The sequence below is a fragment of the Candidatus Dadabacteria bacterium genome (assembly GCA_026706695.1).
Taxonomy (GTDB): domain Bacteria; phylum Desulfobacterota_D; class UBA1144; order Nemesobacterales; family Nemesobacteraceae; genus Nemesobacter.
Genome location: JAPOYE010000031.1, coordinates 1 through 15,205 on the forward strand (window position 1 = coordinate 1; position 15,205 = coordinate 15,205).

Genomic DNA, 15,205 nt, shown 5'->3' on the forward strand with positions numbered 1-15,205 from the left:
CCATTCCCGAGATAAAAACAACCAGGAGCGAAAACGGCAGCGAAGCATCCATATCTGGGGAAATACGGAGTCTTGCGGATATCCCCTCGGGGTGCAGTTTTCACCCGAGATGCCCTCTTGCAACCGAGGTGTGCTCTAGGGAGACTCCACGGCTCGAGGAGAAAGGAGCAGATGGGCGAAGCGTCGCCTGCCACAACGTCTGAGCGGTCTGTCTGTTTTCCCGGCGACTGTTTTTTTCCAATATAACTTGCAATAAAGCGATTGTGGTTTATATTAGAGCAATTTTTGCAGGCGGGGTTTCCGCGCGATGAGAGTTAACGTATCGGAAATAAAGGACGGGGGATTGAGTCTTAATCTCACGAGGGGGCCGGGATGGCTCGGCGGTTCCGAGAAATCAGAAGTCGCGAGCGTGGATTCCGATATAGAGTTTCATATTGATCTTTTACGCACGGCGGGCGAGATAAGCGTGCGGGGAAAAATCGGATTCCTGGCGGTCGCCCGGTGTTCCCGTTGCTTAAGCGACGTAAGCGTTGATACGAATCTTGAAGTAAACCTCATTCTTTCGCCTTCTGAGACAGAAAAGAAAGAGGAAGCAGGCGGGGACATAGATTATGAAACTTACCGGGGTAGGACGATAGACCTTAACGATTACATGAGAGAGCAGGTGAATCTTTCGCTTCCCTACAAGGTGGTCTGCGTCGAGGATTGCAGGGGACTTTGCAGCGGGTGCGGACAGAATCTTAACGAACAGCAGTGCGGCTGCGAGACTCGCCAAGAGGACTCGCGCTTTGCGGTGCTTAAAGATATAAAGATATAGTTTCAACCAGGAGACTGAGATGGCATTACCCAAAAGAAAGACTTCCAGATCGAAATCAAGAAAAAGAAGAACCCATTATTCCGTTGCGTTGCCGGGGGCTTCCTTTTGTCCCGAGTGCAACGAGATGAAACCTCCCCACAGGGCGTGTCCCAGTTGCGGCTACTACAAGGGAAGGAATTTCTTCAGACAGGCTCCCGATACGGAAGTCGTTGCGGAAGACTAAACACACACTGAATCCATGATAGCTTTTCTTTTTCCAGGTCAGGGCTCCCAGTACATTGGCATGGGCGCTGATTTCTGCGCCGAGTTCGCTCTTGCGAGGCAGACTTTTGAAGAAGCAAACGATGCTCTGGGAATCGACCTGGCGAAGCTTTGCTTTGAGGGCGAGGCGGCGACCCTTGCTCTTACCGCGAACGCCCAGCCGGCGATACTTACAACGAGCGTGGCCGCGTTGAGGGTGGTTCTTGAGGAAACCGAAATAAGGCCCGACCTGGTTGCCGGACACAGCCTCGGCGAATTTACGGCCCTTGTCGCCTCCGGGTGCCTCGAGTTTGGTGACGCCGTGCGTACCGTTAGAAAAAGAGGGGAGTTCATGCAGGAAGCGGTTCCCCCAGGAGTCGGGAAAATGGCTGCCGTGCTGGGTCTTACGTCAGAGGAAGTAAGTGAGCTTTGCGCCGAGGTTGCGGGGGAAGAAAACGTGGTCTCCCCGGCTAATTTCAATTCGCCCACACAGACCGTTATCTCAGGAGAATCCGGGGCCGTTTCGGCCGCGTCGGAGCTTGCTAAGGAAAAAGGGGCAAGACGGGTTGTCGAGCTCGAGGTGAGCGCGCCTTTTCACTGCTCCCTTATGGAGCCCGCAGCCGCCCGTCTCAGGGATGTTCTCGGGGAAATAGATTTTCACCCTGTTAAGTATCCTGTAGTCACCAATACCGGGGCGGAGGCCAATTCCGATTCCACGAGGGTGGCGGACATTCTGGTGGAGCAGGTGGTAAGCCCGGTGAGATGGGCTGAGTCACTTGAGCTTCTAAAGGACTCCGGGGTTTCTGAGTTTCTCGAGATCGGCCCATCCAAGGTTTTAAGCGGTCTTGTGAAAAGAACTCTTAAGGGCGTTCGTTGCGCCGGTATTGAAAAAATTGAGGAGTTAAATCATATTAAGACAGATGGAATTCAGTAATCAGGTTGCACTTATAACCGGCGGGTCGCGCGGGATAGGAAAGGACATTGCGAAGAAACTCGCTTCGCGCGGGGCGTATGTTCTGATTAACTACATAAGCAACCGCCAGGCGGCCGATGAGACTCTCGAGGAGATAGAGCAGGAGGGGGGCAAGGGCAGGGCGGTCGGCTTTGACGTCTCCGATTTCGACGAGGTTCAGCGGTGCGTGGGGGAACTCTCGGGTGAACTGGGCGGAATACATATACTTGTTAACAACGCGGGAATAAGGAATGACGGGCTTTTGATGAGAATGGGGGAGGAGGACTGGGACCGTGTCATGGACATAAACCTCAAGGGAGCGTTTAACTGTACCAAGGCGGTTTCAAGGGGCATGTTCAAGAACCGTTACGGAAGAATAATAAATATCACCTCGACTGCCGGTGAGGCCGGAAACCCGGGGCAGGCGAATTACGCCGCTTCAAAGGCCGGGGTAGTAGGTCTCACGAAAGCAACCGCCAAGGAATTCAGTTCAAGGGGAATAACCGTGAACGCCGTAAGTCCCGGTTTTGTTGAGACTGATATTATCGCGGACCTTAACGAGGAAATGAGAAAAAAATATCTGGAAGCTATACCTCTCGGCAGATTCGGGCGCGTTGAGGACATCTCAAACGTGGTGTGTTTTCTGGTTTCCGAAGGCGCGTCGTACATAACCGGGGAGGTTATAAAAGTTAACGGCGGAATTTACATGTAAAATTTAGGAGGTTTGACTCACATGGCAAAGGATAATGCTGAAATTTTAGCTAAGGTAAAGGAGATGATCGCGAGCCATCTCGGCAAAGCCGAGGATGAGATAACTCCCGATTCTTCCTTTATAGAGGATCTCGGAGCCGACTCGCTTGACCTCGTGGAACTTATAATGTCCATGGAGGATGAGTTCGGGCTTGAGATCTCGGATGAAGACGCGGAGAACATAATAACCGTTCAGGACGCGATCAACTTTATCCAGAGTTCAGTTGAAGCCGCTTCGGAGGATGAATAAGGGGAAATGGGAAGAAGGGTAGCGGTTACAGGTATAGGGCTTATAACGCCCGTCGGGGTGGGGAACGACGCCACATGGTCTTCGATCTGCGAAGGGGTTCCGGGAGTGAGCAGGGTTTCGTCCTTTGATCCCTCGGATCTTAAAACGCAGATCGCGGGGCAGGTGAAGGATTTCGAACCGACGCTCTACATGGAGCCGAAAGACGCGAAGAGAAACGACAGGTTCATTCAGCTCTCCATCGCGGCTACCAAGCTGGCGCTTGAGGATGCCGGGCTTGAGGTTACGGATGATATCTCCGGGCGCACGGGGACTTTTATCGGATCGGGAATCGGCGGGATGAAAACCTTCTACGACACCGTCCTCACGATGGAGAACAAGGGTCCTAACCGCGTTTCCCCGTTTTTCATACCGAACATAGTGACCAACATGGCTTCGGGATACGTCTCGATAAGGTTCAACGCCAAGGGTCCCAACTGTTCTTCGACGACCGCGTGTTCCGCAAGCGGTCACTCGCTCGCGCTTTCCGCCAAGATAATACAGGACGGCAAGGCGGACGTTATGATAGCCGGCGGAGCCGAAGCTCCGCTGATCCCCCTTACCTTCGCGGCTTTTAACGCCATGAAGGCGCTTTCGACCAGAAACGACGAGCCGGAGACCGCGTCGAGGCCGTTTGAGATGGGGCGCGACGGGTTTATCCTTTCAGAAGGGGCGGGAGTGCTGATTCTTGAAGAACTCGAGTTCGCGAAAAAAAGGGGTGCCAGAATATACGCCGAGGTGCTCGGCTCCGGAATGAGCGCCGACGCCTTTCACATCACGGCGCCTTCGCTTGAGGGGCCGTCGAGCTGCATGAACGCGGCTCTTGCGGATTCGGGCCTTAATCCCGGGGACGTGGATTACATAAACGCCCACGGAACCTCGACGCGTCTTAACGACGTTAACGAGACCAATGCGATCAAGGAGGTGTTCGGCGAGGACGCCCGGCGAATTCCGGTGAGTTCCACGAAATCCATGACCGGCCACCTGCTCGGCGCTGCGGGCGCGGTGGAAGCGGCAATCTGCGTACTTGCGCTTCGAGACGGCGTTTTGCCGCCGACTATAAACCTTTTTGAGAGCGATCCCGAATGCGATCTGGATTACATTCCGCACACCGCGAGGGAGAGCGACATAAAGGTGGCTCTCAGCAATTCCTACGGTTTCGGCGGAACGAACGTAAGTGTCGCGCTACGCAAGTTCAGCTGACGTCCTGAAGCTGCAAAAACCCCTCCGTAGTTCCAAAATCGCTTAGCTCACGCGCGCGGCGTGGGAAGCGGTTTTATTTTTCCGCTCGTTTTGGTAAAATACCCCGCTGACTTCCAAAATATGAAACTGTGTAAAAGAGGTGCCATATGGCTTTGACTGACAATCTCGATACTCTTTCCGACCTTACAGTCGGGGACAAAACCTACAAGATATATTCCCTCGCAAAACTTGAAGAGCGCTACGGCGTATCGATTTCAAGACTGCCTTTTTCAATAAGAATACTGCTTGAGAACGTGCTCAGGAATTTTGACGGAAAAACCGTGACTGAACAGCACGTGGAGTCCCTCGCCAAGTGGGACCCTTCAAATACCGAGGCCAAAGAGATTCCCTACAACCCCGCGAGGGTGATACTTCAGGATTTCACGGGAGTTCCCTGCGTGGTCGACCTTGCCGCGATGAGGTCGGTTGTCGAGAAAAAAGGGGGAGACCCCTCGCTTGTGAATCCCATAGTTCCCGTTGATCTGGTCATAGACCACTCCGTTCAGGTCGATTATTTCGCAAGCGGCGACGCTTTCGGAAAGAACGTGGAAGTGGAGTACGAAAGAAACAGGGAAAGATATACATTCTTGAAATGGGCACAGGGATCCTTTGACAATTTCAGGGTCGTGCCCCCGGGAACCGGGATAGTGCACCAGGTGAATCTTGAGTGTCTTGCGAGCGTAGTCGTCTCAAAGCAGACAGGCTCCGAGTCGGTTGCTTACCCGGACACCCTGGTGGGAACGGATTCCCACACGACCATGATAAACGGTCTTAGCGTCATGGGCTGGGGAGTAGGGGGAATAGAGGCAGAAGCCTGCATGCTCGGGCAGCCGCTTTACATGCTGATACCCGACGTCATCGGATTCAGGCTGACCGGCCGCCTCTCACAGGGTGTTACCGCAACGGACCTGGTTCTCACGGTGACCGAGATGCTTAGGAAAAAGGGCGTTGTCGGCAAGTTCGTCGAGTTTTTCGGACCCGGAGTTAGCAATCTCGCGCTTTCTGACCAGGCCACGATAGCGAACATGGCTCCCGAGTACGGGGCCACCATGGGATTTTTCCCGGTAGACGCCGAAACACTTAGATACCTCGGGACGACGGGCAGGGACGACGCTGCCACGCTTGTCGAGGCCTACACGAAGGAACAGAAGATGTTCAGAACCGACGATGCGGAAGACCCGGTTTACACCGATACGCTAGAACTTGACATATCAACCGTCGAGCCGTCTCTTGCCGGCCCGAGCCGCCCGCAGGACAGGATATCGCTCGGGGACATGAAAAGCTCCTACCACGAGAATCTTCAGGCGAGGGGACTCGCCGCGAACGGAGACGCATCGCGCGCGGCGAACGGAATTTCAGACGGTTCGGTCGTAATAGCCGCCATCACGAGCTGCACTAATACCTCGAATCCCTCCGTTATGGTAGGGGCGGGGCTTTTCGCCAAGAAGGCCGTTGAGAGGGGGCTTTCCGTTAATCCTTACGTGAAAACGAGTCTGGCGCCGGGGTCGAGGGTGGTAACGGATTACCTGAACGCCGCGGGACTTACCCCGTATCTTGAAGAACTGGGTTTCGGTCTGGTCGGGTACGGATGCACGACCTGCATAGGAAACAGCGGCCCGCTTCCAGAAGACGTGGACGCGGCCATAAGGGAAAACGACCTTACCTGCGCCGCGGTTCTAAGCGGAAACAGGAATTTTGAAGGCAGGGTGCACCCGCTTGTGAAATTCGCTTACCTGGCGTCGCCTCCGCTTGTCGTGGCGTTCGCCATAGCCGGCAAGGTCGGAATCGATCTCTACAGCGAACCCCTCGGGGTTGGAAGCGACGGGGACGAAGTGTTCCTCAGGGACATATGGCCGACGCAGCAGGAGATAATCGATACGGTAGCGGAGTCAATCACCCCCGAAATATTCAACACCCAGTATTCCCGGGTTTTTGAAGGCGATGAGACCTGGAAATCTCTTGAGGCTCCGCAGTCAGGCATTTACGAGTGGGATACGGAATCCACCTACATACAGGAGCCTCCGTTCTTCGATGATTTCCCGCTTGAGCCAGACGACCCCGAAGACATAGAAGGGGCGAACGTGCTCGCGCTGCTTGGAGACTCGATAACGACGGATCATATTTCCCCCGCGGGCTCAATCCCCAAGGACGGCCCCGCGGGCGGCTATCTCATCTCGAAGGGCGTTACCCCGAGGAGCTTTAACAGCTTCGGCTCAAGGAGGGGGAATCACGAGGTCATGATCCGCGGATCGTTTGCCAACATCAGGATAAGAAACAAGATGGTCGGAGGAAAGGAAGGAGGGTGGACGGTTCACGTTCCCACGGGAGAGGAAATGTCGATTTACGAAGCGTCCTCAAGGTACATGAACGACGGTACGGACCTTGTCGTGATCGGCGGGAAGGAGTACGGAACGGGAAGCTCCCGGGACTGGGCGGCAAAGGGAACCGCTCTTCTGGGAGCAAGGTGCGTCATAGCTGAGAGTTTCGAGCGGATTCACAGGAGCAACCTGGTGGGAATGGGGGTTCTGCCCCTTCAGTTCGAAGAGGGGGAAAGTGCGGAATCTCTCGGCATCACGGGCTTTGAGACTTTCAGTGTAAGCGGGATTTCAGAGGACCTTTATCCGGGCAAGCGGATGACCGTAACCGTGACGGACACTGACGGCGGGCAGAGAGAATTTCACGCAACGTGCAGGCTCGATACGCCGGTTGAGGTCGAATATTACCGCAACGGCGGGATACTTCAGACCGTCCTGCGTCAGATGATATCGGGGTAGGTGGAGAGACAGATTTGAAAAGGGCGGTTTTTTTCATTATATTGTAAGATTTAAATTTTCGTTTAGCTCAAAAGGAGAGGTGTTCAATGACAGTCCCAAGCGGAGAAAAAATACAGATTGATGAGGAAAGCAGAAAGCTTGTAATTCCCGACAACCCGATAATTCCCTTCATAGAAGGCGACGGGATAGGCCCCGACATCTGGCACGCATCCCAGATAGTGTTCGACGCCGCGGTCGAGAAAGCTTACGGAGGAAAGAAGAAGATAGAGTGGCTTGAGGTGCTGGCCGGAGAGAAAGCGTATGAAGAGACCGGCGAATGGCTTCCCGAGGAAACCACCGAAACGATAAAAGAATATATTGTTGCCATAAAGGGCCCGCTTACCACTCCAGTTGGAGGAGGAATAAGGAGCCTTAACGTTGCGCTCCGCCAGATACTTGATCTGTACGCCTGCGTAAGGCCCGTAAGATGGATCAAGGGAACCCCTAACCCTCTTCTGGTTCCCGGCAAGCTTGACGTCGTGATATTCAGGGAGAACACCGAGGACGTGTATGCGGGAATCGAGTGGGAGAGCGGCACCGAGGAAGCGGCTGCCGTAAGGGAGTATCTCGTTGAGAATTACGGGGTGAACATCCGAGAGCTAAGCGGGATAGGAATAAAGCCCATAAGTCCTTTCGGAACCAAGAGGCTTGTTAGAAAGGCGATCGAATACGCAATAGAGTATAAAAGAAAGAGCGTCACCCTCGTCCACAAGGGCAACATAATGAAATTCACCGAGGGTGCCTTCCGCGAATGGGGCTACGAGCTTGCGAAAGAGGAGTTCCCGGAGATCACCATAACCGAGGATGAACTCTGGGACGATTACGGCGGCAAGCAGCCCGATGGCAAGATTGTCATGAAGGACCGCATAGCCGACAGCATGTTCCAGCAGGTTCTTACGAGACCCAGTGAATACGACGTGATGGCCATGCCTAATCTTAACGGCGACTACATGTCGGATGCCTGCGCCGCGCAGGTAGGAGGTCTCGGAGTTGCTCCGGGCGGCAACATAGGCGATTACCTGGCGGTTTTCGAAGCCACCCACGGAACCGCTCCCAAGTACACCGGGCAGGACAAGGTAAACCCGGGTTCCGTAATACTCTCGGGAGTCATGATGTTCCAGTACCTGGGATGGCACGAGGCTGCGGAGCTTGTTTTCAGGGCGATGGAGGAGACCGTTTTGCAGAAAACGGTTACCTATGACCTCGAGAGACAGATGGAGGGGGCGACCCTTCTTAAGTGTTCCGAGTACGGAGAGGCCATCGTGTCGAACATGGACAAGGTAATGGACTAGAGGGGCTCGCGGCACGCAAATCTATTCAAAAGGAGTGGGATCTTGAAGAACGGCAGAGCGAAAATTTCTGTGATAGGTGCGGGAAACGTCGGCGCGTCGGCGGCGTTTCGGATTGCACAGCTTGAACTTGCCGACGTGGCTTTGATTGACATAGTGGAGGGAATTCCCGAAGGAAAGGCGCTTGACCTTGCCCAGATGTGCCCGATTACCGGAAGCGACGTAAATCTCGTTGGTTCAACCAACTACGAAGACACGGCAGGTTCAGACGTGGTGATAATCACCTCCGGAATTCCGAGAAAGCCCGGGATGAGCCGTGACGACCTTATCTCGACAAACACCAAGGTGGTAAAGAGCGTTACAGAGCAGGTGGTTGCTCATTCCCCGGACGCGATACTCATACTGGTCACCAACCCGCTTGACGCCATGGTTTACGTGGCGCACAGGGTAAGCGGCCTTTCAGACAACAAAGTGATGGGGATGGCAGGGGTGCTTGATTCCGCGCGTTTCCGGGCGTTTATCGCGATGGAGCTCGGGGTATCGGTTGAGAACATAAACGCCTCGGTTCTCGGCGGACATGGAGACACGATGGTTCCGCTTCTAAGCAACACTACGGTGTCGGGTATTCCCATAGCGCAGCTTGTCCCCGCTTCAAGGCTCGACGCGATGGTCGACCGCACCAGGAAGGGAGGAGCCGAAATAGTAGCGCTTCTTAAGACCGGAAGCGCTTTTTACGCCCCCGCGGTAGCCGCGGTGGAAATGGCCGAGGCAATCATAAAGGATAAGAAGAAGGTACTGCCCTGCTGCGTTTACGCGGACGGACATTACGGAGTGGAAGATACGTTCGTGGGTCTTCCCGTAAGGCTCGGCTCAGAAGGGGTTGAGGAGATAATAGGGGTTGAGATTTCCAGTGAGGAGATGGAGGCTCTGCACGTCTCGGCGGGCAAGGTGAAAGAGCTTTGCGAAATAATTGACGGAATGGGGATCCTCTAGGGTTCCGTTTACATTCCGCTCCCCGGCGCCGTTTATGATCTCGGACGGACGCTCCGGAAATATTTTTTGGAGGTTTCTACAATATGGCTAACGGTACGGCGAGCAAGGCGCTCACCATGAGAAAGGATACGTGGTGGGTGGAGCCTCTCATAACCGGGGTGGTGCTTGGGGCTTTCGGAATCTACTCCACGTGGAGGGCTCTTTCGAACCAGTTTTTCTACACCGAGCCCTACCTCTCGCCTTTTTATTCCCCGCTTCTGCTCTTTGACTGGTGGCCGGCTTCCCCGGCAATACTTATTCTCTGGGCGCCGCTTGGATTCCGAGCGACCTGCTATTACTACAGAAAAGCATACTACCGGGCGTACTTCTTCTCGCCTCCGGGCTGTGCGGTAAAACCGGTCGGCAAAAGGGGCTCCTACAGCGGAGAGTCAAGCTTTCCGTTCATCCTGCAGAACATCCACAGGTTTTTTCTCTATGCCTCTATAGTCATTCTGCTGTTTTTGTGGATTGACTCGTACGAAGCCTTTTTCTTCCATGACGGGGCCGGAGTGGGCGTCGGGACCATAGTTCTTACCGCAAATGCGTTTTTGCTTACCATGTATTCGTTTTCCTGCCACTCGTTTCGCCACCTGATGGGAGGGAATCTTGATGTGTTCTCAAAGTGTCCGACCCGCTTTCGTCTTTGGGGCGCCATAAGCGTCCAGAACGAAGTACATATGAAATGGGCGTGGACAAGCCTTGTTTTCGTGGCTCTAACGGACCTTTACGTGTTCCTGGTAGCGAACGGAACAATCACTGATCTGAGGTTGATATAGACGTGGAAAAATACGAAACACACACTCATGACGTTATAGTTATCGGCGCAGGCGGGGCCGGTCTTCGGGCCGCCATCGAATCTTCCGCAAAGGGCGCCTCGACCGCACTTATATGTAAATCCCTGCTCGGCAAGGCCCACACCGTGATGGCCGAGGGCGGCGTTGCGGCAGCTTTGGCAAACGTTGACACAAAGGACAACTGGGAAACCCACTTCAAGGACACCATGAAGGGCGGGAAGATGCTTAACAACTGGCAGATGGCCCTTTATCACGCGCAGGAGGCTCCCGAGAGGGTGAGGGAGCTTGAGTACTGGGGAGCGCTTTTTGACAGAACTAAAGAGGGAAGAATAAATCAGAGGGCTTTCGGCGGACACACCTGGAAGAGGCTTGCCCACGTGGGCGACCGGACCGGTCTTGAGATGATAAGGACCCTCCAGGAAAAGGGAATACACTCAGGCATAGACGTCTACATGGAATGCACGATAACCCATCTCGTAAAGGACGGAGACAGGGTTGTGGGAGCCTTCGGCTACTGGAGAGAGAGCGGAAAGTTTGTTCTTTTCCGCGCAAACGCCATTGTTCTTGCAACGGGTGGGGTGGGAAAGGCCTACAAGTACACCTCGAACTCCTGGGAATACACCGGCGACGGTCACGCGATGGCATATGAGGCCGGAGCCGAGCTTATAGACATGGAATTCATACAGTTCCATCCCACGGGTATGGTCTGGCCCCCGAGCGTGAGGGGAATACTGGTTACCGAGGCGGTGCGCGGTGAGGGAGGCATTCTCACAAACAGCGAGGGCGAGCGCTTTATGGAGAGATACGACCCCGAACGCATGGAGCTCTCAACCCGCGACGTGGTCGCAAGATCCATATACACGGAAGTTGAGCAGGGCCGCGGTTCTCCCCACGGCGGAGCGTTCCTTGACGTCTCGCACAGGGGAGCCGATTACGTAAAGCGAAAGCTTCCCAGCATGTACCACCAGTTCATGGAGTTTGCCGATATAGACATAACGAAAGGACCGATGGAAGTGTTCCCGACCACCCATTACGTGATGGGCGGAGTCAAGGTCGAGGGAGATACCTGCTCGAGCACCGTTCCGGGGCTATTTGCCGCGGGCGAGGTCGCAGGAGGAATGCACGGCGCAAACCGTCTAGGCGGAAACTCCCTCTCTGATCTTCTTGTTTTCGGGAAAAGGGCGGGCGAGGGAGCAGCGGCTTACGCAAGCGGAAAATCCCACGCACAGATACCCGCCGAGCTCGTTGAGGGATACGCAAACGAGCTCAGGGAGCCTTTTAACAACACCCAGGGAGAGAACCCCTACACGATCCACCAGGATCTCCAGGACGCGATGCAGCTCTACATAGGGGTGTTCCGCACGGAAGAGAACATACAGAAGGGCATAGACGAGATAGAGGGACTGAAGGAGAGGGCGAAAGTACTCAAGATAGAGGGCTCGGTGATGTTTAACCCGGGATGGCATCTCTGCAGGGACCTCAGGTCGATGCTGATCGTTTCGGAGGCGCTCGCGAGATGCGCGCTTGCGAGAAAGGAGAGCAGGGGAGCTCACAGCCGGGTCGACTTCCCTGAGAGCGACGACGAGAAATGGGGCAAGCTCAATTTCATTGTCTCCATTAAAGACGAGGCTATGGACGTCGCAACGCGGCCGATCACGGAGATGCCCGAGGAGCTTTCGAAACTGTTTACGGAGGATAAGTGATGTCGGTAGCCAAGCTAAGAGTTTTTCGCGGAGATTCCCAGGGTGGAGAGGAAAAGGAGTACGAGGTCCCGGTAGATGAGGGTATGGTGGTCCTCGACGCGCTTTTCTACATACAGGCTAACTACGACGGCGACCTGGCGATAAGATGGAACTGCAAGGCGGCCAAGTGCGGTTCCTGCAGCACCGAGATAAACGGAAAACCGAAGCTTGCCTGCAAGACCCGCATGGACAGTTTCGCCGAGGGCGAAACGATTACCGTCTACCCGATCAAGGCGTTTCCAGTGATAAAGGATCTAGTGACCGACGTTTCGTGGAACTACGAGGTAAGCAAAAAGATTCCTCCGTTTACCCCTGCAGAAGACACCGAGTGGGTCATGTACCAGGAGGACGTTGAGAGGGGACAGGAATTCCGCAAATGCATAGAGTGCTTTCTGTGCCAGAACGTCTGTCACATACTTCGCGACCACAACAGAAAAGACGCGTTTGCGGGGCCGAGGTTCATGATAAAGATCGCCGAGCGGGAGATGCATCCCCTGGATGTCCTTGACAGGAGGGAGTTTGCGCGCGAGGAAGCGGGGGTCGGCTTCTGCAACATCACGAAATGCTGCACGGAAGTGTGCCCCGAGGACATACACATAACGGATAACGGAATCATTCCGCTTAAGGAGAGGGTGGTTGACAAGTACTATGACCCGCTTTCCTGGCTTTTGAGGAAGATCAAGGGGAAATAGGAGAGGGCTCTAGATTGAACGTACACGAATACCAGGCAAAAAAGCTTCTCTCGGATTTCGGAGTGAAGGTTCCGGGCGGACAGGTCGTTTTCAGCGCGGATGAGGTGTCGGAGGTGCTCGATACCCTTAACTCTGCAAAATACGTGGTAAAAGCCCAGATTCACGCCGGCGGCCGGGGCAAGGGAGGCGGAATAAAGGTAGTTGACAACTCCCACGACGCTATGGAGGCCGCGGATGAGATAATCGGCATGAACCTCGTCACCCACCAGACGGGCCCCGAGGGCAAAACTGTTGGAAGCGTGCTGATCGAGGAAGCTTCCAGTATAGAAAAGGAGTTCTATCTCGGCATGGTGATTGACCGCTCACGGGAAAAAGTGGTCGTTATGGGAAGCCCCGAAGGCGGGGTCGAGATCGAGGAAGTGGCGGCCAGATCTCCCGAGAAGATAATCAAGGAGCACGTCGATATCTCTCTTGGCATCCAGCCCTATCAGTGCCGTAAAATCGCTTATTTCATGGGTCTTGAGGGTGGTGCCGTAAGGCAGGCGGTATCTTTTATCTCATCCCTTTACCGGGTCTTTATTGAAAAGGACTGTTCTCTCGCGGAGATAAACCCGCTTGTCCTTACCTCCGATGGAAACATAGTGGCACTTGACGCGAAAATTAACTTCGATGATAACGCTCTTTTCCGCCACCGCGACATCGCGGGGCTCAGGGACAGGGACGAGGAGGACCCGCTTGAGCTTGAGGCGAGCGACGCGGGGATAAGCTTCGTTAAGCTTGACGGGAACATAGGCTGTCTTGTTAACGGCGCGGGGCTTGCTATGGCCACCATGGATATTATCAAGCACCACGGCGGAGAACCTGCAAACTTCCTTGACGTTGGAGGAGGAGCTACAACCGAGCAGGTTACAAAGGCGTTTAAGATGATCCTGAGCGACGAGAACGTAAAGGCCATCTTCGTTAATATCTTTGGCGGCATCATGAAGTGCGATACCATCGCCGATGGTATCGTGGAGGCCGCGGGAGAGGTCGGAATAAATGTTCCCTTGGTGGTCAGGCTTGAAGGAACCAACGTTGAAGCCGGAAGAAAAATCCTTTCTAACTCGGGTCTTGACATCCAGACCGGAGCCGACATGAAAGAAGCCGCGTCCAAGGTAGTTGAGGCCGCTAAAGCTAGCTGATTCCAGCAAGTTACAACTACTACTTAATTTGTTTTCTATAGATATCTGTTTCCCTTAATAAAGTGTACATGCTGTAGAGAGGAGAGGGAGCTTCAGCAGAGCTACGAATGAAGTTTTGAATTGACGGTTGATTGGGAATTTAGAGGTTCACTGCTTATTACTCGATTTCAGTTCTACTATTTCTTTAAAATATTTGTTTTGTAATTTTGAATAGAACTGAGGTGCTACATGTCGTACATAAGCCAAGTGGCCTAGCAATGACATTTGTTCATCTTGTTCCAACTGCTTCTTTTTATACAGACTAAGTAACAACCGAATGTGATCTTTATGTTTTCTATGAATTGTTATATGTTCGTTAGAGCATATTCTCAAACCGGTGACCAAGGCGGAACCGCTGGTGCTGCTTCCCACTCTTGTTTTCTCCGGGTTTAACGACAGATTAGGAGATTTGGTTTTCTTGATTATTTCGTTAATTGCTTTGTAAATGTCTTTGCAGACGTGTTTTTTGTTCGTTGAAATTACTAAGTCGTCAGCGTAACGGGTGTAAATCACGTTTCCGTATTTATCATGGTCAGAAAGAAGATTTTCTATGTCATTATCTATCGTAAACATAACGGCGTTACTTATCATGGGTGAGCTAGGGTAGCCAATTGGAAGAGAATCATTTAAATAGAAGCATGTTTGGCGGATAAGATTTTCAGCATATACGGTTAGCTTCCAGTCCGGGGTTGTTTTTTCATACCATGCTTTGATGATAGGCCTGAAATCCCTCCACTTAATAGAGGGGAAGAAATCTTTGAAGTCCATTTTTAGAAAATATCGATTTTTTCTGTGCCTTTTTGCGTTCGACAGAATGGATTCTCCTTTAATGTACGCAGCCGACGACAGATGAACCGGCAATTCTTTAAAGACGTTAGCCATAAGCCAATATTGAATGGTTTTAATCTTTTTTGCGGGTTGATATATTGCTCTTCTTGAGTTCCCGCCTCTTTTATTGATGTAGAATTTCTTTACTTGGCTTCTTGAAGCAGCAACCGCTTCATCAATGAGATCTGAAGGAATATCCAAATCAGCCGAAATTTTCTTTTCAATGTCCATGTATCCGACCAGGACAAAACTTAAGCATGTAATTTCGGCAGGTTGAAATTAGACTGTTAGTGTCGAAACTGTACTTGTAATACGACTTTTTCAGAAGACTTTTGTAGAAGCCTTCTTTAGTCCTTTCTAAAAAATTAGCGGCTACCAGAATAGCCGCGTGCTCCTTTGCCTTGAAACTGTGCTTACCAAAAATTAGCAATAATATTTCTACCAATTCTATATGTTTCACGGGTCCGCTAAAATACACCAGATCATGCACCATCATTGCCGATTCTTT

At 52.9% G+C, this 15,205-nt stretch carries 15 protein-coding genes; 14 read left to right on the plus strand and 1 reads right to left on the minus strand.

The features are described from left to right. The 14 genes from OXG10_02480 to sucC form a co-directional block, all read left to right on the plus strand. The coding region (locus OXG10_02480) for an oligopeptide ABC transporter ATP-binding protein OppF (protein MCY3826235.1) at window positions 1–203 on the plus strand (203 nt) is incomplete at its 5' end. 104 nt (window positions 204–307) lie between these two features. Further along, on the plus strand, window positions 308–817 hold the full coding sequence (locus OXG10_02485; protein MCY3826236.1) for a DUF177 domain-containing protein: 510 nt from the start codon (window positions 308–310) through the stop codon (window positions 815–817). A gap of 19 nt (window positions 818–836) precedes the next feature. Further along, a complete protein-coding gene (rpmF, locus tag OXG10_02490) occupies window positions 837–1,040 on the plus strand; it encodes a 50S ribosomal protein L32 (protein ID MCY3826237.1) in 204 nt (67 codons plus the stop codon). A 15-nt stretch (window positions 1,041–1,055) separates the two neighbouring features. After that, on the plus strand, window positions 1,056–1,991 hold the full coding sequence (gene fabD / locus OXG10_02495) for an ACP S-malonyltransferase (GenBank protein ID MCY3826238.1): 936 nt from the start codon (window positions 1,056–1,058) through the stop codon (window positions 1,989–1,991). Continuing rightward, entirely contained in the window at window positions 1,978–2,721 is a 744-nt protein-coding gene (gene fabG / locus OXG10_02500) for a 3-oxoacyl-[acyl-carrier-protein] reductase (GenBank protein ID MCY3826239.1), read from the plus strand. Before fabD ends, fabG begins: the two co-directional genes overlap by 14 nt. Before the next feature lie 21 nt (window positions 2,722–2,742). Continuing rightward, complete coding sequence (gene acpP, locus OXG10_02505) at window positions 2,743–3,009, plus strand: acyl carrier protein (protein MCY3826240.1); 267 nt, start codon at window positions 2,743–2,745, stop codon at window positions 3,007–3,009. A 6-nt stretch (window positions 3,010–3,015) separates the two neighbouring features. After that, window positions 3,016–4,248 (plus strand): beta-ketoacyl-ACP synthase II, encoded by a 1,233-nt coding sequence (gene fabF, locus OXG10_02510; GenBank protein MCY3826241.1) that lies wholly within the window; start codon window positions 3,016–3,018, stop codon window positions 4,246–4,248. Between the two features lie 146 nt (window positions 4,249–4,394). Then, entirely contained in the window at window positions 4,395–7,061 is a 2,667-nt protein-coding gene (acnA, locus tag OXG10_02515) for an aconitate hydratase AcnA (protein MCY3826242.1), read from the plus strand. Between the two features lie 86 nt (window positions 7,062–7,147). Then, window positions 7,148–8,392 carry an isocitrate dehydrogenase (NADP(+)) gene (gene icd, locus OXG10_02520; protein ID MCY3826243.1) on the plus strand — a complete coding sequence of 415 codons (1,245 nt, stop codon included), beginning with the start codon at window positions 7,148–7,150 and terminating at the stop codon, window positions 8,390–8,392. A gap of 39 nt (window positions 8,393–8,431) precedes the next feature. Beyond that, entirely contained in the window at window positions 8,432–9,382 is a 951-nt protein-coding gene (gene mdh / locus OXG10_02525; GenBank protein MCY3826244.1) for a malate dehydrogenase, read from the plus strand. 83 nt (window positions 9,383–9,465) lie between these two features. Beyond that, on the plus strand, window positions 9,466–10,197 hold the full coding sequence (locus tag OXG10_02530) for a succinate dehydrogenase (GenBank protein ID MCY3826245.1): 732 nt from the start codon (window positions 9,466–9,468) through the stop codon (window positions 10,195–10,197). Window positions 10,198–10,199: 2 nt separating this feature from the next. Continuing rightward, window positions 10,200–11,918, plus strand: a complete 1,719-nt coding sequence (locus OXG10_02535; GenBank protein ID MCY3826246.1) for an FAD-binding protein — start codon at window positions 10,200–10,202, stop codon at window positions 11,916–11,918. After that, window positions 11,918–12,649 carry a succinate dehydrogenase/fumarate reductase iron-sulfur subunit gene (locus tag OXG10_02540; protein MCY3826247.1) on the plus strand — a complete coding sequence of 244 codons (732 nt, stop codon included), beginning with the start codon at window positions 11,918–11,920 and terminating at the stop codon, window positions 12,647–12,649. The genes OXG10_02535 and OXG10_02540 overlap by 1 nt, the downstream gene beginning before the upstream one ends. Window positions 12,650–12,663: 14 nt before the next feature. After that, window positions 12,664–13,830 carry an ADP-forming succinate--CoA ligase subunit beta gene (sucC, locus tag OXG10_02545; GenBank protein ID MCY3826248.1) on the plus strand — a complete coding sequence of 389 codons (1,167 nt, stop codon included), beginning with the start codon at window positions 12,664–12,666 and terminating at the stop codon, window positions 13,828–13,830. Window positions 13,831–13,977: 147 nt separating this feature from the next. Here sucC and OXG10_02550 read toward each other — a convergent pair whose 3' ends face one another. Continuing rightward, window positions 13,978–14,928 (minus strand): retron St85 family RNA-directed DNA polymerase, encoded by a 951-nt coding sequence (locus OXG10_02550; protein MCY3826249.1) that lies wholly within the window; start codon window positions 14,926–14,928, stop codon window positions 13,978–13,980. Window positions 14,929–15,205: the final 277 nt, after the last annotated feature.

What these genes read in the sequence shown, in the direction of transcription:
- OXG10_02530 (MCY3826245.1), top strand. Translation starts at nt 9,466, where the DNA reads ATGGCTAACGGTACGGCGAGCAAGGCGCTCACCATGAGAAAGGATACG.
- rpmF (MCY3826237.1), top strand. Translation starts at nt 837, where the DNA reads ATGGCATTACCCAAAAGAAAGACTTCCAGATCGAAATCAAGAAAAAGA.
- OXG10_02540 (MCY3826247.1), top strand. Translation starts at nt 11,918, where the DNA reads ATGTCGGTAGCCAAGCTAAGAGTTTTTCGCGGAGATTCCCAGGGTGGA.
- fabG (MCY3826239.1), top strand. Translation starts at nt 1,978, where the DNA reads ATGGAATTCAGTAATCAGGTTGCACTTATAACCGGCGGGTCGCGCGGG.
- acpP (MCY3826240.1), top strand. Translation starts at nt 2,743, where the DNA reads ATGGCAAAGGATAATGCTGAAATTTTAGCTAAGGTAAAGGAGATGATC.
- fabF (MCY3826241.1), top strand. Translation starts at nt 3,016, where the DNA reads ATGGGAAGAAGGGTAGCGGTTACAGGTATAGGGCTTATAACGCCCGTC.
- OXG10_02550 (MCY3826249.1), bottom strand. Translation starts at nt 14,928, where the DNA reads ATGGACATTGAAAAGAAAATTTCGGCTGATTTGGATATTCCTTCAGAT.
- fabD (MCY3826238.1), top strand. Translation starts at nt 1,056, where the DNA reads ATGATAGCTTTTCTTTTTCCAGGTCAGGGCTCCCAGTACATTGGCATG.
- acnA (MCY3826242.1), top strand. Translation starts at nt 4,395, where the DNA reads ATGGCTTTGACTGACAATCTCGATACTCTTTCCGACCTTACAGTCGGG.
- icd (MCY3826243.1), top strand. Translation starts at nt 7,148, where the DNA reads ATGACAGTCCCAAGCGGAGAAAAAATACAGATTGATGAGGAAAGCAGA.
- OXG10_02485 (MCY3826236.1), top strand. Translation starts at nt 308, where the DNA reads ATGAGAGTTAACGTATCGGAAATAAAGGACGGGGGATTGAGTCTTAAT.